Here is a 25,355-nt window from a genome sequence, read left to right as displayed (position 1 = left end):
GGTCTTAACCGTTTCTCGCCGTCACATCTGGAATTCGGGTAGTTCGACGATCAAGCCGTCCCACGCCGCCGACGCCGCCATCTGGCAGGACAGCCGGGAGGTCGGCTGGCGCTCGGGGTTCATCGCGAGCATCTCCTCCTCCTCGGGACCCGAGAGGCCGACCTGCTCGGACCATTGCGGATCGACGATCACATGACAGGTACCGCACGCGGCTTCGCCTCCGCAGTCGCCGTCGATGCCGGGCACCGCGTTGTTGGTCGCGACCTGCATCAGCGACTGCCCTTCCTCGATGGGCGCCTCGTGCTTCTGGCCATCGTGGGAGACAAAGGTGACAACTGCCATAGCCAACTCCTGGATACGTCGTCCTCAATGTGAACTTGGTCAAAGTGTTGCCGAAGACGAGCGCGGCGGCTATGTTCGGCAGAGTCAGAAACTTGTGAATTCGGCTCAAAGGGGACCAGGGTGAACCTCAACGACGAGGGTGTGCCTCCACTCATGTTCGCGCAATTGCTCGAGAGCCAAGCACTCGACTCAGACGCTGTCGCGCGGCTTCGCAACATCATGGCTCGCGAAGGAATCGACGAGACGACGTTGATCCAGCGGAACATCCAGGCCCCGATACGGTGGTTTCGCGAGGTGTACCCCGCACTCGATGTCGACCAGGCAACTACGCTCGGCTTCGCGTTCGCCGAGCAGGCTCAGTTGACGTCCTTTGGCCCGTTGAGCTTTCCTCTGGTCAGTGCAGGTTCGGTAGCCGAGATCGTCGAGCTGCTCACCTATCTGCCTTTGATCTCGACGGCCCTCAGCCCACAGTTCCACCCAAGAGACGAGGGGCTTACTGTGGGGCTCAGCGCACATACAGGCGATCCGGCCCTGAACTGCCTGGTCGTCGCGTACAGCGGGTCGGCGCTCCTGCGCCTGCTTGACATGCTCGCTGGCGATGTGCCGACCGTCACCCTCCATCTGAGCTGGTCGGCGCCGAACTTTCTGGCCAATCATGAGGACGCCCTAGCTGGGCGCCTGTACTTCGACGCTCCGACGTCATTCCTTCGTGTCCCCGCGGATACCCTCAACGAGGTATGTAGGTTCTCCGATCCCGTCGCCTATCGCCTCGCCATCGTTGATCTGCAGCAAACCCTCGAACAGCGAAGCAGAACCACGTCTTTCTCGGAGAAGGTGCGACGGCTCCTGGAGGAGGATCCCGGCAAACGAAGTAACGACTGGGTCGCACACGAGCTCTCGATATCCCGTAGCACACTCAAGCGGCGCCTGTCCGAGGAGGGGACCACCTTTCGCGAGTTGCGCGAATCATTCCTGCGTGATCGTGCGATGCTGCGGCTGCTCGACCGATCGATGTCGGTGAGTGAGATCGCTGCGGATCTCGGATACAGCGACCTCGCCAGCTTCTCTCACGCCTTCAAGCGGTGGACTGGTCGCTCTCCACGCGAATTTCGGCACGAATAACCTACCCGTCCCGCCGCTGGTATAAAAAAGGCTGCGCGAAGTGGTGGACTTCGGATCAGCCTCGAACATGCACAGTGATCAGCGAGTCATATTGAGAGCATGTCTCATGTGGAGAGCTTCTTGAAGCAGGTGAGCGCCGCGGCGAGTTGCAGGAAGCCGGTGAAGTGCTCGGCGTGGCGTTCGTAGCGGATTGTGAGCCTGCGGTAGCCGGTGAGCCAGGCGAGGGTGCGTTCGATCTTCCATCGGTGCCGGCCGAGGCGGTCGTTGCGTTCGATGCCGCGACGAGCGATCCGCGGGACGATCCGGCGCTCCCGCAACCAGCAACGGTGAGCGGCGGAGTCGTAACCTTTGTCGGCGCGCAGGCGACCCGGTTTGCGTCGTCGCGGCCCACGACGGGACCTGACCGCGGGAATGGCCTCGACCAGCGGCCGCAGCATGGTGCTGTCGTGGGTGTTCGCTGCAGAGACGCCGACAACCAGCGGAATTCCCTCGGCCTCGGACAGGACGTGGATCTTCGATCCTTTCTTGCCGCGATCGACCGGGCTGGGCCCGGTCAAAGATCCCCCCTTTTCGCCCGGACACTCGCGGCGTCCAGGATCGCTGCCGACCAGTCCAGCTCACCCGAGCCGCCGAGTCGATCGAGCACCTCGCGGTGCAGTTTCTCGAACACCCCCGCGCGCACCCAGGCCGTGAAGCGGCGATGCGCGGTCGGGACGCTGACCCCGAACGACGGCGGCAGGTGCCGCCAGGCGCAGCCGCTGGTCAATACGAACACGATTGCGGTGAACACCGCCCGGTCGTCGACCGGCGCACTGCCACCACCCTGCGGTCGGGGGGCGAAGGCCGGAATCAGCGGTTCGGCGATCTCCTACAACGCATCCGGCACCAACCGGATAGACAACTCGTCAACCACGAACTACATCATGCATCACAACCCACTTCATCCACGTGAGACACGCTCTGAATACTAGCTTGCCCGACCGCGGCGCCCAACTATCGGCTGTCCGCCAGATGTCGGCGCATGTTCGGCCCGTCCAGGGCGATGATCTCGGCGCCGGCGACGATCCGGTTGAGGATCGATTCGGCGATGACCGCGTCCTGGAGCGACTTGTACCAGTCCGGCGGATCGAACTGCGAGGTCACCAGAGTCGAACCTCGACCTTCACGAGCGGCCAGGATGTTGAGCAACTCGGCCGCGGTGTGCGCAGCCACCGGCGTCGTCAGGAAGTCATCCAGGACCAGCAGGTCACAGTTGTGCAGATCCGTCAGGAAATCCAACCGCCGCTGCGAGGTCGGTTCCAACACGGCGAGCCGGTTGGCCAGATCGTCGAGCCGGAAGAACCTCGCGCTGTAGTACTTTCGGCACGCGGCATTGAGCAGTGCCAGAGCCACATAGGTCTTGCCCACGCTGGACTGACCGAGCACGACAAGATTGCGGGTCGACTCGATCCATTGACAGCTGGAAAGCCGTGCGATTAGCTCCCGATTGAGGTTGCGGTCAGCCAGATAACGGATCTCTTCTACGCAGGCATCAGGGTTTGGCGTTCTGGAGGCCTTGAGTAGTTTCTGGGTCCGACGTTCCTGTCTGGCCGTGATCTCCTTATCCAGCGCGTGGAAGATCTTCTGGGAGAAGGTCCACTCGTCGCAGGCGGGATCGTTGGCCAGCTCGATGACGGTCTGCCCGAACGCGGTCATACGCAGCTGCGTGAACAACGGCATGTCCGCGTCGGTGAGGTGACGATCGATCACTTGGCCCCTCCCTCATCCGTCAAGTCGGCTCCGGTGGCTCCGGTCAAGGCAGAAAGGCTGAACTGCTCGGGCCCGGCCAGATGCGCCCCGGTGGTGTCGCGCTGTCCCGCCGGTGGCGCTACCGACGCAGCAGTCGCTGGTTCCGCCGCGGTGGTCGGTCGTGCGGCGGCCTGGGCCCGCAGCGCCGCCAGGCGTTGCTTGACCGCGGTGTAGGAGATCGCCCGTCGGGTCTGTTCGGAGACAAGTTGCCCGCAAGCCCGCTCGAGGAGTTGTTTGTCGCTCTTCCCCAGGGCGAGGATGTTCTGGCACGAGCGGTAGCCCTGGGCCTCGATGCGTTGCCGGTCGAGCAGGTCGCTGATCGCGGCCACGGTGCACGGACCGACCTTGTGGGCCTGGCGCACGAAGTACGCCCGGGACCACAGATCCGAGGATTGCAGATGCTGGGCGGGCACGTGCTCGGGGTCGGTGACGTACGAGTGCCGGCGCCCGGAGACGGCATGGGAGGCGATGACTTCTCCGTCGCACATGATTGCGAGTGTTTCGCCGGTGATCTTCACATCGACGAGCTGACCGGCGAAGGTGTGGGGCACCGAATACTTCACCGTCGCGATCTCGACGTGGTAATCCCTGTTGACCTTGGATTTCCTCCAGGTCACCGGCTGCCACCGTGCGTCGGGCAGCGCCAGCAGTTGTGGCTGCTCGTGCTCGGCGAACAACTCCCGCCGGCTGATCTTCTGTCCGCGGAACGGGATGCGGTCATTGATCTGATCGACCTGGACGTTGATGGCCTCGCCCAGGTCGTCCAGGCTGGCGAACCGGCGGTCGGCGAGTCGGCCGATCACCCAGTTCGTCACGATCTTGACCCCGGACTCGACGTGCCCCTTGTCGCGGGGCCGCACCGCTCTGGTGGGCACCGCGGCGGTGCGGTGGTACTCGAGGAAGTCCCGGTAGGCGTGGTTGACCTCGCGGGCCCTGTCCCCGCGTGTGATCTGGTTCGACGCGGTCGAGGTGTTATCGGGCACGACCACTTGCGTGACGCCGCCGAAGTACTCGAATGCCTGCACGTGGGCATCGAGCCAGTTCGCTGCCTTCTCGTCCAGGCATCCGCAGGCGAAGACCATGCCCGAGTACGGCAGCGATGCCACGAACACCGACACCCGGGTCCTGCTGCCGGTGACCGGGTCGAAGATCGCCATCGTGGTGCCGGCCCAGTCGACCTGCATCGTGTGCCCGGGTACGTGCGCGATCCGCATCGTCAGATCGTTGACCTCGACGTACTCACCGATGATCTGGCAGAACCGCTGGTAGCTGTAGTGCCGCTGCCCCGGCGCCCCTTCGGTTTCCAGGTAGTTGGCCCACAGCACCCGCAGTGGGAGCTTCTTCTTGCCTGAGCGCTTCTTCACCGCGGCGGCGACATCGAACATCACGAAATCGATTGAGGCGTTCTTTCGCCCATCGGTGAACAAGGCGTCGATCTCCTCGGCGGTCAACGCCTCGATCTGGTCCTCGGTGGTCAGCTCCCGTTCACCGCAGATCTTCTTCGCTTTGGCGATCGTGCGGTGCGAGCATCCTGCGATCGCTTCGATCTCCCGGTACGACCTGCCTTGCAGCAACTGTGACATCACCAATCGGTAATCAGTCACCCGTGCCTCCTGTTTCGGGTTCACGCGCAGCCGAATTGCCACGCGTGAACCCGAGACGAGCACATCGCCTCGGCTACCGCTACCGGATGCTCATACTCGCGCTACCCGATCGTCAGAACCGTGCTACTCGAAACGCGTTCCTAACACACGGCCGTGTTCCAGCGACGGCTGGATCCTCCGTATCCTCGCCCTGCAAGGCGCGGACCTGGGCAACCGCATGTTCAGCATCGACCTCGCCGAAGAAGCCCGGGACGGGCGCGGTCACCCGCACCTCGAAAGTCGCGCGCACCACCCTCTACCGGCACTTCGGCAGCAGCACCCACCTGCTCGCGGCCACCTTCGAACGCCTACTCCCACGCGTGGACACCCCACCCGACGACGGGCCCGTGCGCGAGCAGTTGATCGCGTTGCTCACCGCCCAAGCCGACCTGATCGAGAACGCTCCCCTCCAGCTGACCACCCTGTCCTGGCTGGCCATGGGATCCATTACCCCCGACCCCGGCGCACCCCCTGACTCGGGCGCGGTCACCTCCCTGCGCGCCCAGGTCATCCGCCGCTACCGCGAACCGTTCGACCACATCCTCACCAGCCCTGAGGCCCGCGCCCACCTCGGCGACCTCGACACCAGCTTCGCCATCATCCAACTCCTGGGCCCGATCGTCTTCGCCCGCCTGACCGGGCTGTACAGCATCGATCACGACGACTGCGCGCGCCTGGTCGACGACTTCCTCACCGCCCACCGCGGGTAGTCGGCAAAAGCCCTGCCACGCTGCCCGATCGCCTCGTCTGCGCACCCCGGCGCGCAGTCGGTTCGGATTCAGAACAGGGTGTCGCGGACCCGCAACGGCCGGTAGCCGGTGGGTCCGAGCTGAGCCAACTCGGCGTCGATGTCGACCTCGATCGCGCCGAAGAAGTTGATGTTGGCGCTGTGCGCGGGCGAGATGTGGGCCAAGACCTCCTCGTCGATGCGCCGCCCAGCCCGGCGCATCTGCTCGACCGCCAGCCCGTAATACTCGGTGGTCCAGGTGATGAGGGCGTTGGTGACCAGGGTCAGACACCATGCCTGCTCGGTCTGGGCTTCCAAGTGACGGGCGCGGAAGGCTCCTTCGTGGGCATAGAGGAGGCCACGTTTGAGGGCGTGGATGGATTCGCCCTTGTTGAGCTGGCGCGAGATCTTGCGCCGGTAATCAGGGTCGGTCAGATACCGGCAGGCATAGATGGTGCGGCGCATCGCCCCGTACTCTTTCAATGCTGCGGCGAGGGCGTTCTGTCTTCCCGACGCCGAGAGCTTGCCGACCAGCAGCGAGGCGGTGGCGTGCCCGAACTTCAGCGATCCGGCCAGCCGCAGCAGGTCGTCGTAATGCTCGGCGATCAGGTCCAGGTTCAACTTCCGTGTCAGCAGAGCGCCGGCGTGCGGGAACAGGGTGTCGGCCTCGGCGCGCGGCACCGGCCGGTACAGGGTGATCTTGCCCAGATCCCGGATACGCGGGGACAGCTGCATCCCCAGCAGATCGAACAGCGCGAAGTTCACCAGGGTGACCCCGTGAGTATCGGTCGCATGCTCGGTGACTGGCAGATCCGTTGCGTTGCCGAGGATTTCGTCCAGGACGTAGTGGGCTTCGCGGCGGGTGGTAACGATGACCTTGGTGCCGTAGGTGGTGTGCTGATCGGTGACGTGGGTATAGGTCGACAGGCCCTCCTCGGCGAAGAAGTGATTCACCGCACGGGCGGTGACCGATTTGCCGCGCGTCGGGAACCTCTGCCCGTCCGATGACGAGAGTGTGCCGGTGCCGAACACCGTGGTCAGTGGCAGTCTCTGGTGGTAGCCGATGATCGCCAGGTTCGCCGCGCGCAGCGTCTCCTCCCGCACATACCACTCCGCGGTCCAGGACAGAATGTCGTAGGAGATCCCCGACGCCGCAGCCATATTGGTGAGACCGAGGTTCGTCGAGTACGCCAGCAGCACCGCGATCAGATTGCGTTTCAACTCCGGGCTCCGCGTCTGCTTGCCGCCCGCGTGGGTGAAACAATCCAGGTAGCCGGTGCGCTTGTCCATCTCGATCAGCACCGACACGATCGGCGCGAACGGCAGCATCTCGGTCAGCTCGGCCTTCAACTCGATGGCCTCGGTCGGAATGTCCTCGGCGCTCAGCGGGGAGATCACCAGATCACCGGTCTCGTCCAAGCGCACCGGCCCGTCACCGGCGGCGAGCATCTGCTCCAGCTCACCGACCGCCGTCAACCACTCGTCGGTGAGCGCGGCCAACGCGGCGGCCGGGTCGGCGGGTTTGTCGACCAGGCGGCAGAATTCGGCTCGCTGCGGCTCCCATTGGGTCGGGGTGAGCAGGTAGGCGGCCGGGTCGGCGTAGCGGCGTGATCCGGGCACGAACACGTCCCCGGTACGCAGCCCGTCCCGCAACCCGAGCAGCACGCACAGCTCCCAAAAGTGACGATAGGCAACGGTATTGCCGGTCTTGCGGGCCTCCTCGAGATAACCGCGCCACTTGGTCGGCACGAACCCCGCCGGTGCGTCGTCGAACACCTTGCGGCGACCGGTCGCGTTGAGTTCGCGCAGCATGTCCACCGCGATCAGCAACTCCGTCGCCGCCGTACCACCGGAGAACCGGACCGCCGACAACACCGCCGGAGTGAACTTCCTCAGATACGAATACGAACTATCGAGAGCGGCCAGATGCCCGTGATCACGCGGCAACCGCGGCTGGGCCTGCGCAATCGCCGCACGCAACCGCTCCAACCCGATGCTTCCGCCCCGGATCAACCCGCCCACATCCTCATCAGGGATCTGCGGGTCGATGAGGATGGATAGGAGGTCATCCAGCAGCGCTTGCCGGTCCTCCCCGGTCTTCGCCCGGTCGGCCAGTTGCTCGCGCATCCGGTTCTCCGCGGCACTGAACTTCCCCGACAGCGCCTGATCGAACAACGCCACCACCTCATCGAGCACATCAGCGGCCGACTGCGCCAGCACCGTCAACAAGATCGGATACCGGCGCTGCGGATCGCGACGCTCCAACGCCTGCCCGGTCAGACGGCGGCCCAGCATGGCCAGGAACCGGCGACGCTCAGTCGGCAACACCGACAGATCAAGAGTGTCCGCGCCCAAACCGCGCACGAACTCCAGCTTCTCGACCTCGTTGCGCACAGCGGCTGTCGACGCCTCCACCGGAGGCGTCGACAGCCACCGCAACCGAGACATCCGGATCGAGACATCGGTGACCAGCAAGCCGTCCAACTCCGCGCAGCGTTGCGGCGTCAGCTCATGCGCCAACCGGTCGTAGGTCTCTCGTTGGGCCTGCTCACGCGCGTGCACGACGCGGCGGACCACGGTGTCGGGGCTGGGCCGGATCACCCGCGCCGAGATCAGATACTCACACCCCAACCGAAACAGCAGGGTCGGGGAATCGTGCTCCATCGCCCGCGCCAACAGGAACTCGTCGAGTTCTTTCAACTCCATCGCACCCGCGCTCTGCCAGCTCAGATACTGGGCCACCAGGTGCAGATGCGCGGTGCGGGTCTGCGCCCGGCGGCCGTACGAACGGATCTGCGACGCATCGACTTTCAGCTGATCCGCCAACCGTGCCACCACCACCGGCGGCGCGGCGGCGACCTTGTCCGGCACGAACCCCAGCCACGGCAGCGTGCACAACGCCACCGCCAGACCGAGCTGATCCTCCGGACCACGCCCCCGCCCCGGCGCGACGAACGCGATATCGGCCGACGTCAGCGTGAAGAACCGGAACAGCTCCTCGCGGCTGACTTCTGGAAACTCCCGCAGACGCGCCAACTCCTCAGCCGCGAATACCTGCGTCGCCATGAAACCCGACCTCCAGCACACCGACCAACCTCATCGGCAGCCAAGCCAAGCACCTACCGCACCCGCCCGCAGCCCGAACCGATCACAACACCATCGCCGCTGGTCCAGCCATATGTGTTGTTTTCCGCGCGATTACTACCGGAACCCCCAGTTGCACGTCGACGTCGATCTCGATCGGCATCAGATCACGCTGTCCAGTTCGGCGGCCATCGCTCCGGCCTCAGACGAGCGCGATCTGGAAGATGCCGATCCCGAGCACGACCACCAGCCGGGTGGCCAGCAGCAGCGTCGATGTCCGGCAAGACCGGAGGCGTCTCAGTCGGTGACGCGGGCCAGGACGACGGTCACGTTGTCGTGCCCGCCCGAGTCGAGAGCGCACTCGACGAGTGCCTGCGCCGCCGAAGCCAGGTCCGGTGATTCGGTGACCACGGCCCCGATCTCGTCGTCGGTCAGTTCACCGTTGAGACCGTCCGAGCAGAGCAGCACGGTGTCGCCGGCCACGGCCGGGAATGCGTAGAAGTCCGCCTGCGGCGTGGTCATCCCGGCGCCGAGGGCGCGGGTGATCACGTTGCGGCGCGGGTCGACACGAGCTTGTTCGGCGGTGAGGAAGCCGCCGTCGACCAGTTCCTGAACCTGCGAATGGTCGACGCTGACCGGACGCAGCCGACCGCCCGACACCAGGTAGGTGCGCGAGTCGCCGATGTTGAACGCCACCCAGTGCGGAGTACCGCTCTCGGCGGCGAGCACCACGCCCGTCGCGGTGGTGCCGGCCCGGCGCGCCGAATCGCCTTCCAGGGAACCGATCCGGTCCTGAGCTTCGACGAGCAGACCCTCCAGCGCGCCCGAGGTCTGCGCCAGAGACGCGCCGACCGGGGCGGCGGCGAGCGTCAGCAGGGCGGCCTCGCTGGCCAGTTCGCCGCTCTCGTGCCCGCCCATCCCGTCGGCGAGCAGATAGCGCCCGGGCTGGACGAGCGCCGCGTCCTCGTTGGCCGGTCGCACGTTGCCGACATGGCAGGCGACGGCCCACTGGACCGTCAGCCCCTCCACCTCGTCGCTGCCCGCGGTCAGGGTGTCTCGCAGAATCACCGACTCGCTCATGTGCGCCTCCTCGCCCGGCCGGGGAGTCACCAGCCGCGTTCTGCCAGCCGATGCGGCTGCGGGATGTCGTCGACGTTGATGCCGACCATCGCCTCGCCGAGCCCGCGTGAGACCGTGGCCAACACGTCGGGGTCGTCGTAGAAGGTCGTCGCCTTGACGATCGCAGCGGCACGCTGTGCCGGATTTCCCGACTTGAAGATACCCGATCCGACGAACACGCCCTCGGCACCGAGCTGCATCATCATCGCGGCGTCCGCCGGGGTGGCGATGCCGCCGGCGGTGAACAGCGTCACCGGCAGCTTGCCCTCCCGGGCCACCTCGACCACCAGGTCGTACGGCGCCTGCAATTCCTTGGCCGCGACGTACAGCTCATCCTCGGGCAGGGAACCGAGCCAGCGGATCTGATCGCGCAGCTTCCGCATGTGGGTGGTGGCGTTGGACACGTCCCCGGTGCCGGCTTCGCCCTTGGAGCGGATCATCGCCGCCCCCTCGGTGATCCGGCGCAGCGCCTCGCCCAGATTGGTCGCGCCGCACACGAAGGGCACGGTGAACGCCCACTTGTCGATGTGGTTGGTGTAGTCGGCCGGGGTCAGCACCTCGGACTCGTCGATGTAGTCGACGCCCAGGCTCTGCAGTACCTGCGCCTCGACGAAGTGGCCGATACGCGCCTTGGCCATCACCGGGATCGAGACGGCCTCGATGATGCCGTCGATCATGTCGGGATCGCTCATCCGGGAGACGCCGCCCTGCGCACGGATGTCGGCCGGGACGCGTTCGAGCGCCATGACGGCCACCGCGCCGGAATCCTCGGCGATCTTGGCCTGCTCGGGCGTCACGACGTCCATGATCACGCCACCCTTGAGCATCTCTGCCATGCCGCGCTTCACGCGTGCGGTGCCGGTGGTCGGACTGTTCGTGGACTCGCTGGTCACTCGGGTCTCCCTGGTATCGATGCTGCGGCCGCGGCGGCCCTGGCAGTGCTCACGAGGGCGCGGGTCTGCTACCCCCGTCAGCGTGAACGAGAACAGTATTCCCGATCAATCCCCCTCCGCTGGAGCCGGGTCGGAATTGGGGGGTTCTTGTGTCACACGTTCGCTGATCTCGAAGTAGTCCGGCGCACCGGCATGTCCGCCCAGGCGCAACCAGCGGACCATGCGGCGGGACCCGAGGGTCCGGGCGTCGCGCACCGAGTCGTTGTAGAAGCGTCGCGCGATGCTGACTCGGGCCTGCGCGTCGGCGAGTTCGGCGGTGAGCGCCGCGGGCCGGTCTGCCGTGTCGCTGCCGGCGAGGACCGTCGTCAGGTGGTTCTCGGCCGCCTCCCGTTCGTCCGGGTCCGCGTCCTCCGCGGCGGTGGCGGCCGAGGCCAGCGCCGCCGCGAAGGCCGGATCCGACGACGACGCCGCGATGGCCCGGGCCACCACGGCGCGCCGGTCCAGCGCAGCGAGCAGCGACGTGCGTGTGAGATCGACCCGGATGTGCAGACGATTCAAGCGGCTCGCCCGGGTGGCGGCCAGCACGGCCAGCCAGATCAAGGCGGCGCCGACGACGACGCCTGCCAGCACGGCCTCTTCGATGACAGTCATCTCCCGGGGCCTAATCGGAGACCACCACCGGGCCGGCGCCCAGTGTGACGGTCTCGTACACCTTGAGGATCTGGTCGGCGACCTGCGACCAGTCGTACCGTGCGGCCCGGCGGCGACCACGCGCCACCAGTTCCTCGCGCGCCTCGTCGTCGTCGAGCAGTTCGATCACCGCATCGGCGAGCGAGCCCGGCGATCCGGTCTCCACCAGCCGGCCGGCCGCGCCGTCGTCGAGCACCCGGGAGAAGGCGACCAAGTCGCTGGCCACCACCGCGGCGCCGGCGGCCATCGCCTCCACCAGCACGATGCCGAAGCTCTCCCCTCCCAGGTTCGGGGCGACGTAGACGTCCGCGCTGCGCAGCGCCCGGGCCTTGGTCTCGTCGTCGACCATGCCGAGGAAGCGGAGATGTCCGGCGAGATCGCCGGCCCGCCTGCGCAGGGCCGCCTCGTTGCCGCCGCCCACCACCAGCACGGTGAGGTCCGGATAGCACTCGACGATGCGCGGCAGCGCCCGCATGAGGATGTCGATGCCCTTGCGCGGCTCGTCGAACCGGCCGAGGAACACCAGGGTGCGGCCCGCCCGCGGGAATCCCGCCAGCGGCTCGGCCTGCGCGAACTGCGCCACGTTGATGCCGTTGGGGATCTCCACCGCGTCGTTCCCCAGCGACTCCATCTGCCAGCGCCGGGCGAGCTCAGAGACGGCGATCTTGCCCGCGATGCGTTCTCGGTACTGCCGCAGCATGCTGTCGAAGGTCGAGAGCCACAGCGACTTCGTGGTCGCGGTGTGGAACGTCGTCACGATCGGGCCGGTGGCGACCATCAGGGAGAGCATCGACAGGCTCGGCGAGTTCGGCTCGTGCACGTGCAGGACGTCGAACTCGTGATCGGCGATCCAACGGCGCAGGCGGCGCAGTCCCTTCGGCGAGAAGTTCACCCGCGACACCGAGCCGTTGTACGGGATCGCCAGCGCCGGGCCCGCCGAGTCGACGTAGTCGGCCAGGTCGGTGTCCAGCGCCGCGGGCGCGAGCACACGCACCTCGTGGCCGCGGCTGATGAAGACCTCGGCCAACTCGATCACGTGCGCCTGCACGCCCCCGGGCACGTCGAACGAGTAGGGGCAGATCATCCCGATCTTCATGCCAGGCGCTCCTTCCGTTCCTGCGACCAGTCTGCCTCCCAGAGCGGTTGGAGCATGTGCCAGTCCGCGGGCGCTCCGGCGATGCCCGCCTCGAAGGCGTCGGCGACCCGCTGGGTGGTGGCGGCGACGTCGTCGACCTCGACGTCGGTGACCCGGATGAGTGAACTGTCCGGACCGGTGTAACTGTGGTGGATCGCCAGGAGTGCGGCACCGGTCTCGAGCGCGAGTTTTGCCGGGCCGGCAGGCATCCGGGTCGGCTCGCCGAAGAAGGTGACCGGGACCCCGTGCCGCGACAGGTCGCGATCGCCGAGCAGGCACACCATGCCGCCCGATCGGAGCCGCTGCGCGAGCGCCGTGAACGGCGGCTCCTCTCCTCCGGTCAGCGGGAAGACCTCGAAACCGAGAGATTCGCGGTAGGCGACGAAGCGCTCGAACAGCGACTCCGGCTTCAATCGTTCGGCGACGGTGGCGAACTGCCCGTGGTGCGCCACCAGCCATACCCCGCAGGTGTCCCAGTTCCCCGAGTGCGGAAGCGTGAAGACGATGCCGCGCCCTTCCGCCACGAGTTCGGCGACCCGTTCGGCACCGCCCGGCGACAGCGTGGTCTGCTCCACGATCCGCGCCGGATCGGTCGCCGGGAGGCGGAAGGCCTCCCGCCAGTATCGCGCGTACGACCGCATCGCCTCGGCCATGAGCTCGTCCGGGACGTCGGCCGGACTGCACCCGAGGACGCGACCGAGGTTCTTGCGCAACTGCGCCGGTCCGCCGTTGCGGGTGCCGGCCACCGTCCCGACACCGTCGAACAGGGTGCGCGCCAGCGACTCGGGAGCCGCTTTGACCAGGCTCCAGCCCGCGCGGTAGCCGAGATCGGCTGCCGTCTCCTGCCAGCCGCCCATGCCTCAGCTTTCCGTCGCGGAATCGCCGGGGCGGCCGCCGGCGTTCCCGCCGGGTCTGGCCGGCGGCGGAATCAGGTCACGCGCACCCGGCGAGCAGTAGATGGACCACATGCGCTGACACACCGTGACGACCGACAGCACCGCCAGGGCCCACATCGCGACGTGAATCGCCCACCACCAGTGCAGACCCGGAAAGGTGGTGAAGCCGGCGCCGACCAGCACGATGATCAGCCGCTCCGGGCGCTCGATCAGGCCGCCGTCGCCGTGCAGTCCGGCCGCCTCCGCACGGGCCTTGGCGTAGGAGATCACCTGGGAGGTGACCAGGCAGATCAGTGTGGCGATCAGCAGCAGAGCGTGCGGGCGGGTCACCGCCGCCCAGTACGCCAGCGCGCCGAAGATCGCGCCGTCGGCGATCCGGTCGCACGTCGCGTCGAGCACCGATCCGAAACGGGTTCCTCCGCCTCGCGCCCGGGCCATGGCGCCGTCGACCATGTCGAACATCACGAAGGCCCAGCACACGAGGGCCCCGGCGAACAGGTATCCCTGGGAGAACAGGACGATCGCCGCCGCCACCGTCGCGACGGTGCCGAGAATCGTCATGATGTCCGGGGTCAGCCCGAGCTTGAGAAGCGCCCGTCCCAGCGGATCGGTGACCTTGGAGACCACCTCGCGGCCCTTGAAACTGATCATCGGTCCCGGCCCTCCGCCGGCGGGGGCCCGTCGACGGACTCCCACGCGTTCGCGAGCAGTTCCCGCGTGTCTCGCAGCAGTTGCGGAATCACCTTGGTGCCGCCGACGACGGTGATGAAGTTCGCGTCGCCGGTCCATCGCGGAACGATGTGCTGGTGCAGGTGCTCGCTGAGCGATCCGCCGCCGGCCGACCCGAGATTCAGGCCGACGTTGAAGGCGTCGGGGTTCGAGACGTGCTTGATGGTGCGGATCATCCGCTGCGTGAACGCCATCAGCTCGGCCGACTCCGCCGGCGCCAGGTCCTCCAGGTCGGCGACGCGGCGGTACGGCACCACCATGGTGTGACCGGGGTTGTACGGGTACAGGTTCAGGACCGCGTACACCTGCTCGCCACGAGCGACGATCAGGCCGTCCTCGTCGGACATCCGCGGAATGTCGAGGAACGGGTGCCCGGTCAGCTCCTCGCCGTCGGCCGCCGTGCGAGGCTGCTCGGCGGTGATGTAGCTCATCCGGTGCGGCGTCCACAGCCGCTGGAGCTGATCGGGCCCGCTCATCGGCGCTTCCGGGCGGCGTCGATCACGGCCTGCATGGTCTCCGCGGTCGGCGAATCGTTACGGCGCGACTCCTCCCACTCGTCGATCGCCACGACGGCGTCGTCGACCGGGATCCCGTTCAACTGGGTGCCGTCGCGGAAGCGGAAGCTGACCGCGCCGGCCTCCACGTCACGCTCCCCGGCGAGCAGCATGAACGGCACCTTGGCCGTGGTGTGGTTGCGGATCTTCTTCTGCATGCGATCGTCCGAGTAGTCCACCTCGGCACGCACCCGGCGTGATTTGAGCCGGTTGACCACCAACTGGAGGTGCGGCGCAAAGGCCTCGGCCACCGGGATGCCCACCACTTGGACGGGCGCCAGCCACACCGGGAACGCTCCGCCGTAGTGCTCGGTGAGCACGCCGAAGAACCGTTCGATGGAGCCGAAGAGCGCACGGTGAATCATCACCGGACGCTTCTTGGTGCCGTCCGACGCGGTGTACTCCAGGTCGAAGCGCTCAGGCAGGTTGAAATCGAGCTGAATGGTCGACATCTGCCAGGTCCGACCCAGCGCGTCCTTGGCCTGGACGGAGATCTTCGGGCCGTAGAAGGCGGCGCCCTCGGGGTCGGGCACCAGTTCCAGCCCGGATGCCTCGCCGACGCGCCGGAGCGTCTCGGTCGCCTCGTCCCAGACTTCGTCGGTGCCGACGTACTTCTCCGGGTCCTTGGTCGAGAGCTCGAGGTAGAAGTCGTCGAGGCCGTAGTCCTTGAGCAGTTGCAGGACGAACTGCAGGGTGGTCGTGAGCTCCTCGTCGACCTGCTCCTGCGTGCAGAAGATGTGCGCGTCGTCCTGGGTGAAGCCGCGCGCGCGGGTCAGGCCGTGGACCACTCCCGACTTCTCGTAGCGGTACACCGAGCCGAACTCGAACAGCCGCAGCGGAAGCTCCCGATAGCTGCGCCCGCGGGAGGCGTAGATCAGGTTGTGCATCGGGCAGTTCATCGGCTTGACGTAGTAGTTCTGGCCGGGCTTGCGCACGGTGCCGTCGTCGTTGTACTCCGCGTCCAGATGCATCGGCGGGAACATGCCTTCGGCGTACCAGTCGAGGTGGCCGGACAGCTCGAACAGGTCGCCCTTGGTGACGTGCGGCGTGTTCACGAACTCGTACCCGGCCGCGGCGTGCTGTTCGCGCGAGTAGTCCTCCATCTCGCGACGGATGATGCCGCCCTTCGGGTGGAACACCGGCAGACCCGAACCCAGCTCGTCGGGGAAGCTGAACAGGTCCAGTTCGCTGCCCAGCCGGCGATGGTCGCGTTTTTCGGCCTCGGCGAGCAGATCCAGATGCGCGTCCATCGCCTCGACGCTCTCCCAGGCGGTGCCGTACACGCGCTGGAGGTCGGCCAGGCTCTGATCACCGCGCCAATAGGCCGCCGAGCTCCGGGTGAGCTTGAACGCCGGGATGTACTTGGTGGTCGGCACGTGCGGGCCGCGACACAGGTCGCCCCAGATCCGCTCGCCCGTGCGCGGGTTCAGGTTGTCGTAGGCGGTCAGCTCGGCACCGCCGACCTCCATGATCTCGTCGTCGTCGGCGGCGCCCTTGTCGTCGATCAGCTCGAGCTTGAAGGGTTCGCCGGCCAGTTCCGCGCGCGCCTCGTCCTTGGACTCGTACACCCGGCGGGAGAACCGCTGGCCGGACTTGATGATCTGCTTCATTTTCTTCTCGAGGGCCTTGAGGTCCTCGGGGGTGAAGGGCTCGGCGACGTCGAAGTCGTAGTAGAAGCCGTCCTTGATCGGCGGCCCGATGCCGAGCTTGGCCTCGGGGTGCAGATCCTGGACGGCCTGCGCCAGGACGTGCGCGGCCGAGTGGCGGATCACGCTGCGGCCGGCCTCGGAGTCGGCGGGCACCGGGGCCACGTCGACGTCGGAGTCGGGCGACCAGGAGAGATCGCGCAGGGTGCCGTCGCTCTCGGCGACGACGACGACGGCCTGCGGCCCCTTGTTCGGCAGCCCGAGCTCGCGCATCGCCTCGCCCGCGGTAGTGCCGGCCGGTACCCGGAAGGACTCCGGCAGGACGGCTCGTTCGGGGGCGTGGTCGGACACGGTGCGGGCTCCTCGGGTGGGATCGGCGTGATTCACAGGTCAGCGCGCCGTCTCCGGAGGAAGGACGGCGCTCGCGTTGAATCGTATCGGGTCCCGCCGGCGGGTCCACCACAGCGTGATCGCGAGCGTCGTCAGGAACACGATGACGTAGTCGCCGGAGGCCAGCAACGAGCCGATCCACTGCCAGCCGTGCGGGTCGGCGTCCCAGAACACCCGAAAGGTGCCGAAGCGCCACCAGTAGCGGCCCTCGGGGTCGGCGTACCACTGCGGCCAGGCGAAGGTCGCCACGAAGACGCCGAGCGGCGCCAGCCACCAGCACCAACTGACCGGCCGGTCCCGGCGGCTCGCATCCGCCGCCTGGACCAGGGAGATCAGCAGCAGCGGAACCGTCCACACCCAATGGTGGCCCCAGGAGAACGGTGCGACAGCGCAGGTCGTGAGCCCGGTGAGGGTCACGGCGAGCATCGTCGCGCCGGCCAGGTACGCCTTCCGCACGACGTAGAGGGCGACGAGGGCGACCACCGTGCCGACCGGCACCCAGAGCCACGGCGGCGGTTGCCACACGCCGAGCACACCCGAGCGGACGAGGAAACCGTTGATCGACTGATTGGCGACGGCATCGATCGGGCCGATCCGCGTCGAGTCGAACAACGTGTGCGTCCAGAACTTCCAGGCCTGTCCGGGCAAGGCCGCCAGTCCGACGACCACGGTGACGCCGAAGGCGAGTACGGCCACCACCGCCGCGCGCCACTGGCGGGTGACCGCGAAGTAGCAGAAGAAGAAGATCGGGGTCAGCTTGATACCGGCCGCCAGGCCGACGCCGATGCCGCGCCAGCGGCCGAGCGGGAGCGTCAGGCAGCCCACCACCAGGACGGCCAGGATCAGGTTGATCTGGCCGTTCCACAGCGTCGTGCGGACCGGTTCCAGCACGCTGACCGCCAGCGCGGCCGCCACGGTGGCGGTCCAGAACCGCCAGTCGCGCCGAAATCCCAGCGCTCGCAGGGTCATCCCGATCAGCAGCAGCAAGCAGACGACGCTGGTCGCCTTGACGACGCCCACCGCGGCCGACATGCCCACCAGACCCAGCGGGATCATCAGGAGTGCCGCGAAGGGGGTGTACGTGAACTGCCAGATGCGGAACACCGGGCCGTCGTACAGGGGCGCGCCGGTGAGCACCGCCCGTCCGCCCCCGCGGTAGACCTTGGCGTCGATGCCGTTTCCCCACAGGCCGTATCCCTCCCAGAAGGGCCAGAGGGCGAACTGCCACACCGCGGCGCCGACCGCTGCGGCACACAGCACGATCATCACCGCGTCGGGGATCGTCCGGCTCCGCTCGACCGGCTGATCTGGAACGTGCACGAGGAGAGAGTACGTCTCCGGCGGCGCAGAATCGCTGAGGCTCGCAGTCGTGCCAGGATCAGCGCAGAACGGTGGTTCCCTGCCGTCCGCGGCCGTCGGCGAGCCGGCAACCACTAGGCTGCAGCACATGGTGATGGCGGACAGAGACGGTGTGAAGAGCGCGAGCGGGGCCGCGGCCTTCCTGACGATGTCGGGACTGGCGCACACGCTGGTCAACGGCGTCGCCCGGGTACCCTTCCGAAAGCCCTGGCAGGGACCGTCGGGTCTCCTCGACAACCTGGGTCATGCGGTCACCCGCCAGGCGGCCCGCACCGTCGCCGGCTACTCGCTCGGCCTCCCGATCAGCGAGTTCCGGTCGATGGAGCGCACCGTCGACCGCCTCGCCCGCGCCGTGCTGCCGCCGGTCGTCGGGCACTTCGGCCAGGTGGAGATCGAGACCGAGGTGATCGCCGGCGTCGAGGGGATCTGGTGCCGCGCCAAGGATCGGGTGCAGGTGGACGACGACGGAGATGCCCTGCCCGTGCGCGCCACCGTGCTCTACCTGCACGGCGGCAGCTTCTTCGGCTCGACTCCGATGATGTACTCGATGTTCGCCGCCGCACTGGTGCGGATCTCCGGATGCGAGGTGTTCATCCCCGACTTCCGCGAAGCACCTGAGTTCCCGTTCCCGGCGGGCATGCACGACGTCGCCGACGTCTACCGAGCGCTGCTCGACCGGGGCGTGCCCGCTGAGCACCTGATCCTCGCCGGCGACTCCAGCGGCGGCGGACTCGCGACCTCCCTGATCCAGTACCTGCACGACGAGGGCCTGCCCGCGCCGGCGGCGCTCGCGCTGTTCTCGCCCGAGGTCGACATGGACCTGAGCCGACCGTCGATCACCGAGAACGCCTCCACCGACATCCTGCCGTGGAGCCTGTCGGTGGCCCCCTATCTGCGCGGCATCCAGCCCCACGACGGACGGGTCTCGGCGGTCGATGCGGACATGGACCCCGCGTGGTATCCGCCGACGTTCGTGAGCTGGGGGTCGGCCGAGATGTTCCGCGACGGGATCGAGGCGTTCGCCGATCGGCTGCACGAGTCGGGTGTTCCGCTCAAGGCGATCGAGGAGGAGGGGATGTTCCACATCTTCCCGATCCTGATGCCGTGGGCCGAGGCCACCAAACGGGTCCTGCGTGGACTCGCCGACGTCGCCGGCGACCACGCTCAGCCGGTGCACCCCGACCGGACCGCGTCGTAACGCTCGGCCCGCGGCCGGTACCTCCCAGCCGCGGGGTCAGCGGCGGAACGGGCCGGACAGCCAGGCCGAGTCGTACCCGACCCATCCGCCGGCGGTCCCGAGCGACCCGGACAGCCACAGCGCGGTCACGACGACCACTGCCAGTGCCGTGACCATGCCGATCCGTTCGTTCGCCGACTGGCGCGCGAACCAGTGGCGCACCGCGTCGTACCCGCGACGTACGTGCCCGGTGAGCCACTTCGCCCAGGTGAACTCGGTCGAGAGCACGCCGAGCCCGAGGAAGATCAGGATCCATCCGAATCCCGGAGTCGGCAGCGGGACCATCACCATTCCGGCGAGAATCATCACGGTTCCGACGACGGCCACGGCGGCGCGATACAGGCGATCGAGCCGCGGATTCCGGCGGATCGCGTAGCGCTTCCTGCGCGCCCAGATCTTCCATCGCAGCCGACGGCTGCGTTCGTGCACGACCATGGTCCTCCCCTGCCTCCGGAATGCTCCGGCCCCGCCTCACATCATGCCCGGCCGGGTCCGTCCTGGGACGGCGACGCGGCAGGCGGCCGGCCGGACGCCCGGGATGACCTACCCTGAGGGCATGGTCATGGCTGACAGAGAAGGCGTCCGCAGCGCAACCGGCCCCATCGCCGCCCTCACCGTGGCGGGTTTCGTGGGCACCATGGCGAACGGGCTGGCCCGCGTGCCGTTCGCCCGCCCCTGGGAAGGCCCGGCGGGTCTGCTCGACAACGTGGGTCAGTCGATCACCCGGCAGGCGGTCCGCTCCTTCCTCGGCTACACGCTGAGCCTGCCGATCGAGGAGTACCGCGCCATGGAGAAGGTCCTGGACCGGATCTGCTCGGCCGTCCTGCCCCCGGTGGTCGGCGGCATCGGCCAGGTGGAGATCGAGCGAGACATGATCGGCGGCGTCGAGGGCATCTGGTGCCGGGCCAAGGCGGAGGCCCAGGTCGGCGAGGACGGTGAGCGCCTCCCGGTGCGCGGCACGATCCTGTACCTGCACGGCGGCGGATACGTCGCGACCACCCCGATGATGTACACCATGTTCGCCGCCGCGCTGGTCCGTATCAGCGGCTGCCAGATCTTCATCCCCGACTACCGGATGGCGCCGGAGTTCCCGTACCCGGCGGGCATGCACGACGCCGCCGCCGTCTACCGTGCGCTCCTGGTCGACGGGGTGCCCGCCGATCACCTCATCGTCGCGGGCGACTCCGGCGGCGGGGGGCTGGCGACGTCGCTCATCACCTACCTGCGGGAGGAGCACCTTCCCCGCCCGGCGGCGATGGCGCTCTTCTCGCCCGAGGTCGATCTGGACTTGAGCCAGGACTCGGTCACCGAGAACGCGCCGAAGGACGTGCTGCCGTGGAGCATTCCGGTCGCGCCCTACCTGCAGGGCGTGCAACCCGGGGACGACCGCGTGTCGGCGGTGTACACGCATCCGGATCCCGCCTGGTTCCCGCCGACGTTCATCTGCTGGGGTTCGGACGAGATGTTCCGGGACAGCTGCCGCGAGCTCGCCGAGCGGATCCGGGAGGCCGGGGTGCCGGTCAAGGCGATGGAGGAAGAGGGCATGTTCCACGTCTTCCCGCTGCTGCTGCCCGCATCGGAGGCTTCCAAGCGCGTGTTCGAGGCGCTGGGCGGACTCGCCGCGAAGTACGTGACCCCGGCCGACTGACCTGCCAGACGGCTGACGCGCCGCACGGGACGACGTGCCGTCGTCCCGTTCAGCACCCGACCGAAGCCGCGGTCGCGCACACTGACAGGCATGATACGGCGGTCCGACGGCGGCGTCCTGGTCGAGACGTTCGTGGTGCTCGGGATCCTGACGATCCTGGTGACCCGGGCTTATCTGGCCGCCACCGGCTATCCGCAGGTCGGCGGGGCCACGCTGCACATCGCGCACGCACTGTGGGGCGGCGCCGGGATGACGGCCGCCTTGGCGATCGGGTTCACGTTCACCGGTCGGCGGGCGCGCTGGGCCGCGGTACTCGTCGGCGGCATCGGATTCGGCCTCTTCCTCGACGAGGTGGGCAAGTTCGTCACCAAGACCAACGACTACTTCTACGCTCCGTCGGTAGCAATCATGTACGTGGTGATCGTCGTGCTGCTGCTGATCAACCGCGTGATCCAGGACTCGCACCGGCGGAGCCCGGCCGAGTGTCTGGTCGAGGCCGTCGAGACCACGGGGGACGCATTGGTCTCGGGAATCACCGCCGCGCACCGCAGGCATATCCGGGACCTGCTCGACACCGCCGCGCAGAACGGCGACGCGGTGGCGGCGACCCGGGTAGCGGCGCTGCTCGACTGTTGCCCGGCCGCACCGCCCACACCGGCGGAGCGTCTCCGGGCGGGTCTGGCGCACACGCAGGCCGGCATCCAGACCGGTTGGTGGACGACGGCCCTGTGCGCGGCGCTGCTGACTGCGTTCACTGTGAGCGGCCTGGTCTCCGCCGTGGCGACGATCGCGCGCGACATCGACGCCGGGGGCGGCGCGACGGTCGCTGCGGTCGGGCAGTTCTGCGGATCGCTCGTCGCGTCGGTGCTGTGCGTCGTCGCGGTGGCCATGGCGATCCTCCGGCGGGGTCGCCTGTGGCCGCTGCGTCTGCTGCGGACCGCGGCGCTGGTGACCATCCTGCTGACCGAGGTGTTCGATTTCGTGGCTGTCCAGTTCGGCGCGCTGATCAACGCCGCCGTCGGAGCGGTCGCGTTGGCCGTCTTCTCCTACCGATTACGGTTCCTGGAGCGGGAGAATGCCGGCGAGCCCGTCAGATCGCCGATCGCGCGCACGTAACGTCGCGCCATCGCCTGTTGGAGGCGGCGACCCAGCGGTCCGGCGATCCGGGTGATCGGCCGGCCGGGACGGGAGAACGCCACCACCTCCACGATGACCGCGTCGTCGTCGCCGAGCACAACGGAGAACCGTTCCTCGCCGCATTCGAGATGACCCGGAAGGGTGCCGTAGACGAGGTCGGCGCGCCGCGGCGTGTATTCGGCCACGAGCACCCGACACGGGGAGGCGGCTGCGCCGAGTCCGAACGGTCGCACCTCGACGCGCTCGCCCGGCTCTAGCTCGCGGGCCGCCGGGCGGTCCGATCGGCGGAGCGGCGCGCGGGCCGCTCGATGCGCGGCACCGCTGAGCAGCCGGGCCGCGGCATGCTCGAAGACGTGCCGACCGCCGCCGATCAGCTCACAGTGCGTGACCACGTGGAACCGGTTGTACGCCAAGAGCTTTCGTAGTTCGGCGTCGCCGGAGTGCACGTCCGGGCACTCGACCGGGTCTTCGGCGCTGCACAGGTGGACACTCGCTCCGTGAAGAGCGGTCGGGTAGGACAGGTCCTGATAGAGCATCGTCGTTCCTCGGTCGTGGACTTCGGCGCCTGGTGCGGGACTTCTCCCCCGGACGACGAAAGCCCGGAGTAGAGATCCGGGCTTTCGTGCTGGTGCGCGATACAAGGATTGAACTTGTGACCTCTTCCGTGTCAGGGAAGCGCTCTCCCACTGAGCTAATCGCGCGAGACTATGAAGATTTTCGAACTCGGTGGAGGTGGCGACGGGAATCGAACCCGTGTGCACGGCTTTGCAGGCCGTTGCCTCACCACTCGGCCACGCCACCCGGTGCGGAGGGACACGCGAAAGCTTGTGCGAGTCCGGCTCTCTCCGAGCGGATGACGGGATTCGAACCCGCGACCCTCACCTTGGCAAGGTGATGCGCTACCAGCTGCGCCACATCCGCATGTCGGTGAAGCGTCTTGTGGACACTGTCCTCACCGGCGAGAACAAACACTAGCCGTAGCGCGTCGCCGATTGCAAACCGGCTGGAACGGGCACTGAACACTCGCTAGCAAGGGCGCCGGCAGGCCCACTTCCGGGAGGGTCCGCCCGATGCAGTTCGGGACCCTTGCGGCGCCGGGTCCCGAACTCTTCTGGTGCGCGATACAAGGATTGAACTTGTGACCTCTTCCGTGTCAGGGAAGCGCTCTCCCACTGAGCTAATCGCGCGGGAAATGAAATTTTCCGCCGGCGAGCCGACGAATCGTGGAGGTGACGACGGGAATCGAACCCGTGTACACGGCTTTGCAGGCCGTTGCCTCACCACTCGGCCACGTCACCGCAGGCGAGTGAACGCGTGCAGATCGCGAACCGCTCGGGTCCGCTCAGAGCGGATGACGGGATTCGAACCCGCGACCCTCACCTTGGCAAGGTGATGCGCTACCAGCTGCGCCACATCCGCATGTCGGTGAACTTCCGTCTTGTGGACTACCGCTCACCAACGGAACAGAACATTAGCCACCCGACCGCGCCCGACACAAATCGACTGGTCAGCGAATCACACTGCTGTGTTTCCGCTGCGCATGGGCCAGACCGGCCGTGCCGCGGCCGCGCAGCACGCCCGACGTGCGTCCGGGGAGCCGATTTGGTCCCCGCCGGGATCGGTGTGTAATCTCGTTCCTCGTGTGAAGCGCAACCGCGCCCACACGGAACACGGTCCCGTGGCTCAGTGGAAGAGCGTCCCGTTCACACCGGGAAGGTCGCTGGTTCGATCCCAGCCGGGACCACCGGAAACACGCAGGCCCCCTTCGTTCGACGGAGGGGGCCTGTGTCGTTCGCGTATCTCCATCGCTACGCGGACGCGCACCCCCTCCAGCTCGCGGGCACACGATTCGGACGTCGGCGTCTTGAATTTCAGTGCACGACTGTGCACCATAGTGCAATGACGACCGACGTGGACCAGCGCCGCCGAGAGGTTCGGGCCCTCTCCGAACTGGGCCTGACCGAGCTGTCCAAAGCATCCGCCGGGATCCATCAGACCCACCGGGCGATCTCGGACCGGGCTTTCGCGATACTGCGGCGGGGTCTCGGGACATCGCTCTCGCCGGCCAAAGCGCTGCACGACGGGGTCGCCGACGGCGTGTACCGGGTGATCGGTGAGGCCACCGCCCGGGCCGGCGCGACCTCCGGGGAGTTCGCCGATCTCCCGCTGCGGTCGGCGCCCTCATCGACCACGGCGGGCGCGACTCTGATCGGCATCGTCAACGGGCTCATCGGCGACGAGCTCGACGGGATTCAGTCGGCACTGACCGACGACAACGTCTCGGTTCGGGTCGCGGGACGGCGCGTCGAGCCGACGTCGACCGGCCTCCGTGCCGCCTTTCCGCGGGCCGGACGGCGGATCGCCGTGTTCGTGCACGGCCTGGTCGAGACCGAGCATCACTGGCGGATCGGCCAACGCCGATCGGCGCCTTACGAGCACCGGCTGTGGGCCCAGGGCGTCACCTGCATCTTCGTTCGCTACAACACCGGCCGGCACATCTCCACCAACGGGCAGGACCTCGCCGAGCTGCTCGACGACCTGGTTCGCTTCTGGCCGGAGGACGTCGCCGACATCAACCTCATCGGTCACTCGATGGGCGGCCTTGTACTACGCAGCGCAGCCCACCACGGGCACGAGTCCGCCCAGGACTGGACCCGGCGGGTGCGCACCAGCATCAGCCTCGGCACACCGCACCTCGGCGCTCCCCTGGAGAATCTGGCGCACCATGCCGGGGCCGTGCTGGTGGCGCGGCCGGAGACCGATGCCTTCGGGAGACTCCTGCGACGCCGGTCCGCCGGAATCCGCGATCTGCGCGCCGGGTCGCTGGTCGACGCCGACTGGCAGGGCCGCGATCCCGACGATCTCGCCGCCGCCATGGCCTCCGAGGTCCCGCTCCTCCCCGGCGCTGACCATTACTGGGTGTCCGCCACTGTCGCCCGCGACCCGAGACATCCGCTGAGCCGGATCCTCGGCGACGGCCTGGTTCTGCACCACAGTGCGGGCGGGCACAACGCGACGCGCCGGATCGGACTCGACCCGGAGAACGGCCTCCACCTGGGCCGGACCCACCACTTCAACCTGCTCAACGACGCCCGAGTCGCCGATCGACTCGTCGCCTGGATCGGCTGACCGGATCGCCCACGACCCGACGTTTCCGCCGGACCCCCGCTGGTGCGGGTCTCGCATCACGTCCGGATGCCGCCGGACGACGCCACC

22 protein-coding genes and 7 tRNA genes are annotated in these 25,355 nt (G+C 67.7%); 7 read left to right on the top strand and 22 right to left on the bottom strand.

Features of this window, described 5'->3' with window-relative positions; translation table 11 throughout:
- Window positions 1-21: 21 nt before the first annotated feature.
- Entirely contained in the window at window positions 22-342 is a 321-nt protein-coding gene (locus C6V83_RS10045) for a 2Fe-2S iron-sulfur cluster-binding protein (RefSeq protein WP_003937313.1), read from the bottom strand.
- A gap of 120 nt (window positions 343-462) precedes the next feature.
- Here C6V83_RS10045 and C6V83_RS10040 point away from each other — a divergent pair, with 120 nt between their 5' ends.
- On the top strand, window positions 463-1,464 hold the full coding sequence (locus C6V83_RS10040; protein ID WP_199832487.1) for a helix-turn-helix domain-containing protein: 1,002 nt from the start codon (window positions 463-465) through the stop codon (window positions 1,462-1,464).
- Between the two features lie 104 nt (window positions 1,465-1,568).
- Here the strand turns inward: C6V83_RS10040 and C6V83_RS10035 are convergent.
- The 3 genes from C6V83_RS10035 to istA form a co-directional block, all read right to left on the bottom strand.
- Window positions 1,569-2,329, bottom strand: a protein-coding gene (locus tag C6V83_RS10035; RefSeq protein ID WP_199832648.1) for an IS5 family transposase whose coding sequence is annotated in 2 segments (ribosomal slippage) — window positions 1,569-2,044 and window positions 2,044-2,329 — 762 coding nt in all. Because the reading frame shifts where the segments join, the coding sequence is not laid out codon by codon here.
- A 128-nt stretch (window positions 2,330-2,457) separates the two neighbouring features.
- A complete protein-coding gene (locus C6V83_RS10030; protein WP_003937311.1) occupies window positions 2,458-3,213 on the bottom strand; it encodes an ATP-binding protein in 756 nt (251 codons plus the stop codon).
- Complete coding sequence (gene istA, locus C6V83_RS10025; RefSeq protein WP_029540274.1) at window positions 3,210-4,856, bottom strand: IS21 family transposase; 1,647 nt, start codon at window positions 4,854-4,856, stop codon at window positions 3,210-3,212. The genes C6V83_RS10030 and istA overlap by 4 nt, the downstream gene beginning before the upstream one ends.
- 323 nt (window positions 4,857-5,179) lie before the next feature.
- On the opposite strand from istA, the gene C6V83_RS10020 reads away from it, so the two are divergent.
- Window positions 5,180-5,605: a TetR/AcrR family transcriptional regulator C-terminal ligand-binding domain-containing protein gene (locus tag C6V83_RS10020; protein ID WP_232512637.1), complete on the top strand. Its 426-nt coding sequence runs from the start codon at window positions 5,180-5,182 to the stop codon at window positions 5,603-5,605.
- Window positions 5,606-5,673: 68 nt separating this feature from the next.
- Here the strand turns inward: C6V83_RS10020 and C6V83_RS10015 are convergent, their stop codons facing one another.
- The 10 genes from C6V83_RS10015 to C6V83_RS09970 all read right to left on the bottom strand — a co-directional run bounded on the left by C6V83_RS10015 (window position 5,674) and on the right by C6V83_RS09970 (window position 18,078).
- Window positions 5,674-8,688: a Tn3 family transposase gene (locus C6V83_RS10015; RefSeq protein ID WP_071935988.1), complete on the bottom strand. Its 3,015-nt coding sequence runs from the start codon at window positions 8,686-8,688 to the stop codon at window positions 5,674-5,676.
- Between the two features lie 315 nt (window positions 8,689-9,003).
- Entirely contained in the window at window positions 9,004-9,786 is a 783-nt protein-coding gene (locus tag C6V83_RS10010) for a PP2C family protein-serine/threonine phosphatase (protein WP_105942283.1), read from the bottom strand.
- 26 nt (window positions 9,787-9,812) lie between these two features.
- Window positions 9,813-10,718 (bottom strand): pyridoxal 5'-phosphate synthase lyase subunit PdxS, encoded by a 906-nt coding sequence (pdxS, locus tag C6V83_RS10005; RefSeq protein ID WP_105942282.1) that lies wholly within the window; start codon window positions 10,716-10,718, stop codon window positions 9,813-9,815.
- Between the two features lie 105 nt (window positions 10,719-10,823).
- Window positions 10,824-11,369 carry a LemA family protein gene (locus C6V83_RS10000; protein ID WP_199832486.1) on the bottom strand — a complete coding sequence of 182 codons (546 nt, stop codon included), beginning with the start codon at window positions 11,367-11,369 and terminating at the stop codon, window positions 10,824-10,826.
- Between the two features lie 10 nt (window positions 11,370-11,379).
- Window positions 11,380-12,504 carry a glycosyltransferase family 4 protein gene (locus C6V83_RS09995; RefSeq protein ID WP_105942281.1) on the bottom strand — a complete coding sequence of 375 codons (1,125 nt, stop codon included), beginning with the start codon at window positions 12,502-12,504 and terminating at the stop codon, window positions 11,380-11,382.
- A complete protein-coding gene (locus tag C6V83_RS09990; protein WP_105942280.1) occupies window positions 12,501-13,400 on the bottom strand; it encodes a phosphatidylinositol mannoside acyltransferase in 900 nt (299 codons plus the stop codon). Before C6V83_RS09990 ends, C6V83_RS09995 begins: the two co-directional genes overlap by 4 nt.
- A 3-nt stretch (window positions 13,401-13,403) precedes the next feature.
- Window positions 13,404-14,090, bottom strand: a complete 687-nt coding sequence (pgsA, locus tag C6V83_RS09985) for a phosphatidylinositol phosphate synthase (protein WP_105942279.1) — start codon at window positions 14,088-14,090, stop codon at window positions 13,404-13,406.
- Window positions 14,087-14,644, bottom strand: coding sequence for an HIT family protein (locus C6V83_RS09980; protein ID WP_105942278.1), 558 nt, complete (start codon window positions 14,642-14,644; stop codon window positions 14,087-14,089). The genes pgsA and C6V83_RS09980 overlap by 4 nt, the downstream gene beginning before the upstream one ends.
- On the bottom strand, window positions 14,641-16,719 hold the full coding sequence (gene thrS, locus C6V83_RS09975) for a threonine--tRNA ligase (RefSeq protein ID WP_234353671.1): 2,079 nt from the start codon (window positions 16,717-16,719) through the stop codon (window positions 14,641-14,643). Before thrS ends, C6V83_RS09980 begins: the two co-directional genes overlap by 4 nt.
- 39 nt (window positions 16,720-16,758) lie before the next feature.
- The gene (locus C6V83_RS09970) at window positions 16,759-18,078 is read right to left on the bottom strand and encodes a glycosyltransferase 87 family protein (protein WP_234353670.1); all 1,320 of its coding nucleotides are present in this window, start codon (window positions 18,076-18,078) and stop codon (window positions 16,759-16,761) included.
- 127 nt (window positions 18,079-18,205) lie between these two features.
- On the opposite strand from C6V83_RS09970, the gene C6V83_RS09965 reads away from it, so the two are divergent.
- Window positions 18,206-19,315, top strand: a complete 1,110-nt coding sequence (locus C6V83_RS09965; protein WP_105942277.1) for an alpha/beta hydrolase fold domain-containing protein — start codon at window positions 18,206-18,208, stop codon at window positions 19,313-19,315.
- A 36-nt stretch (window positions 19,316-19,351) separates the two neighbouring features.
- Here C6V83_RS09965 and C6V83_RS09960 read toward each other — a convergent pair whose 3' ends face one another.
- Window positions 19,352-19,783: a TIGR02611 family protein gene (locus tag C6V83_RS09960; RefSeq protein ID WP_159067489.1), complete on the bottom strand. Its 432-nt coding sequence runs from the start codon at window positions 19,781-19,783 to the stop codon at window positions 19,352-19,354.
- A 127-nt stretch (window positions 19,784-19,910) separates the two neighbouring features.
- On the opposite strand from C6V83_RS09960, the gene C6V83_RS09955 reads away from it, so the two are divergent.
- Both C6V83_RS09955 and C6V83_RS09950 read left to right on the top strand, forming a co-directional pair.
- A complete protein-coding gene (locus C6V83_RS09955) occupies window positions 19,911-21,002 on the top strand; it encodes an alpha/beta hydrolase (protein ID WP_105942275.1) in 1,092 nt (363 codons plus the stop codon).
- Window positions 21,003-21,092: 90 nt separating this feature from the next.
- Entirely contained in the window at window positions 21,093-22,118 is a 1,026-nt protein-coding gene (locus C6V83_RS09950; RefSeq protein WP_105942274.1) for a hypothetical protein, read from the top strand.
- Here C6V83_RS09950 and C6V83_RS09945 read toward each other — a convergent pair.
- The 7 genes from C6V83_RS09945 to C6V83_RS09915 form a co-directional block, all read right to left on the bottom strand.
- On the bottom strand, window positions 22,049-22,675 hold the full coding sequence (locus C6V83_RS09945) for a DUF1990 domain-containing protein (RefSeq protein WP_105942273.1): 627 nt from the start codon (window positions 22,673-22,675) through the stop codon (window positions 22,049-22,051). The genes C6V83_RS09950 and C6V83_RS09945 overlap by 70 nt on opposite strands.
- A gap of 90 nt (window positions 22,676-22,765) precedes the next feature.
- Window positions 22,766-22,840: transfer RNA gene (locus C6V83_RS09940), tRNA-Val, on the bottom strand.
- A 26-nt stretch (window positions 22,841-22,866) separates the two neighbouring features.
- Window positions 22,867-22,940: transfer RNA gene (locus C6V83_RS09935), tRNA-Cys, on the bottom strand.
- A 47-nt stretch (window positions 22,941-22,987) separates the two neighbouring features.
- Window positions 22,988-23,060: transfer RNA gene (locus C6V83_RS09930), tRNA-Gly, on the bottom strand.
- Window positions 23,061-23,251: 191 nt separating this feature from the next.
- A tRNA-Val gene (locus tag C6V83_RS09925) sits at window positions 23,252-23,326 on the bottom strand.
- A gap of 37 nt (window positions 23,327-23,363) precedes the next feature.
- Window positions 23,364-23,437 (bottom strand) — tRNA-Cys (locus C6V83_RS09920).
- Window positions 23,438-23,485: 48 nt separating this feature from the next.
- Window positions 23,486-23,558, bottom strand: a tRNA-Gly gene (locus tag C6V83_RS09915).
- Between the two features lie 253 nt (window positions 23,559-23,811).
- Here C6V83_RS09915 and C6V83_RS09910 point away from each other — a divergent pair.
- Together C6V83_RS09910 and C6V83_RS09905 are read left to right on the top strand one after the other, a co-directional pair.
- Window positions 23,812-23,883: transfer RNA gene (locus tag C6V83_RS09910), tRNA-Val, on the top strand.
- 155 nt (window positions 23,884-24,038) lie between these two features.
- A complete protein-coding gene (locus C6V83_RS09905; protein WP_105942272.1) occupies window positions 24,039-25,268 on the top strand; it encodes an esterase/lipase family protein in 1,230 nt (409 codons plus the stop codon).
- Window positions 25,269-25,355: the final 87 nt, after the last annotated feature.

Origin of the sequence: Gordonia iterans, assembly GCF_002993285.1 — a bacterium.
Taxonomy (GTDB): domain Bacteria; phylum Actinomycetota; class Actinomycetes; order Mycobacteriales; family Mycobacteriaceae; genus Gordonia; species Gordonia iterans.
This window is presented reverse-complemented; position numbering and strand designations above follow the sequence as displayed.

Bases quoted from the DNA above. Each gene is read 5' to 3' on its own strand.
- C6V83_RS10045 (WP_003937313.1), bottom strand. From the start codon at position 342: ATGGCAGTTGTCACCTTTGTCTCCCACGATGGCCAGAAGCACGAGGCG.
- C6V83_RS10015 (WP_071935988.1), bottom strand. From the start codon at position 8,688: ATGGCGACGCAGGTATTCGCGGCTGAGGAGTTGGCGCGTCTGCGGGAG.
- C6V83_RS10010 (WP_105942283.1), bottom strand. From the start codon at position 9,786: ATGAGCGAGTCGGTGATTCTGCGAGACACCCTGACCGCGGGCAGCGAC.
- C6V83_RS10000 (WP_199832486.1), bottom strand. From the start codon at position 11,369: ATGACTGTCATCGAAGAGGCCGTGCTGGCAGGCGTCGTCGTCGGCGCC.
- C6V83_RS09995 (WP_105942281.1), bottom strand. From the start codon at position 12,504: ATGAAGATCGGGATGATCTGCCCCTACTCGTTCGACGTGCCCGGGGGC.
- C6V83_RS09990 (WP_105942280.1), bottom strand. From the start codon at position 13,400: ATGGGCGGCTGGCAGGAGACGGCAGCCGATCTCGGCTACCGCGCGGGC.
- pgsA (WP_105942279.1), bottom strand. From the start codon at position 14,090: ATGATCAGTTTCAAGGGCCGCGAGGTGGTCTCCAAGGTCACCGATCCG.
- C6V83_RS09980 (WP_105942278.1), bottom strand. From the start codon at position 14,644: ATGAGCGGGCCCGATCAGCTCCAGCGGCTGTGGACGCCGCACCGGATG.
- C6V83_RS09965 (WP_105942277.1), top strand. From the start codon at position 18,206: ATGGTGATGGCGGACAGAGACGGTGTGAAGAGCGCGAGCGGGGCCGCG.
- C6V83_RS09955 (WP_105942275.1), top strand. From the start codon at position 19,911: ATGGTCATGGCTGACAGAGAAGGCGTCCGCAGCGCAACCGGCCCCATC.
- C6V83_RS09950 (WP_105942274.1), top strand. From the start codon at position 21,093: ATGATACGGCGGTCCGACGGCGGCGTCCTGGTCGAGACGTTCGTGGTG.
- C6V83_RS09945 (WP_105942273.1), bottom strand. From the start codon at position 22,675: ATGCTCTATCAGGACCTGTCCTACCCGACCGCTCTTCACGGAGCGAGT.
- C6V83_RS09905 (WP_105942272.1), top strand. From the start codon at position 24,039: ATGACGACCGACGTGGACCAGCGCCGCCGAGAGGTTCGGGCCCTCTCC.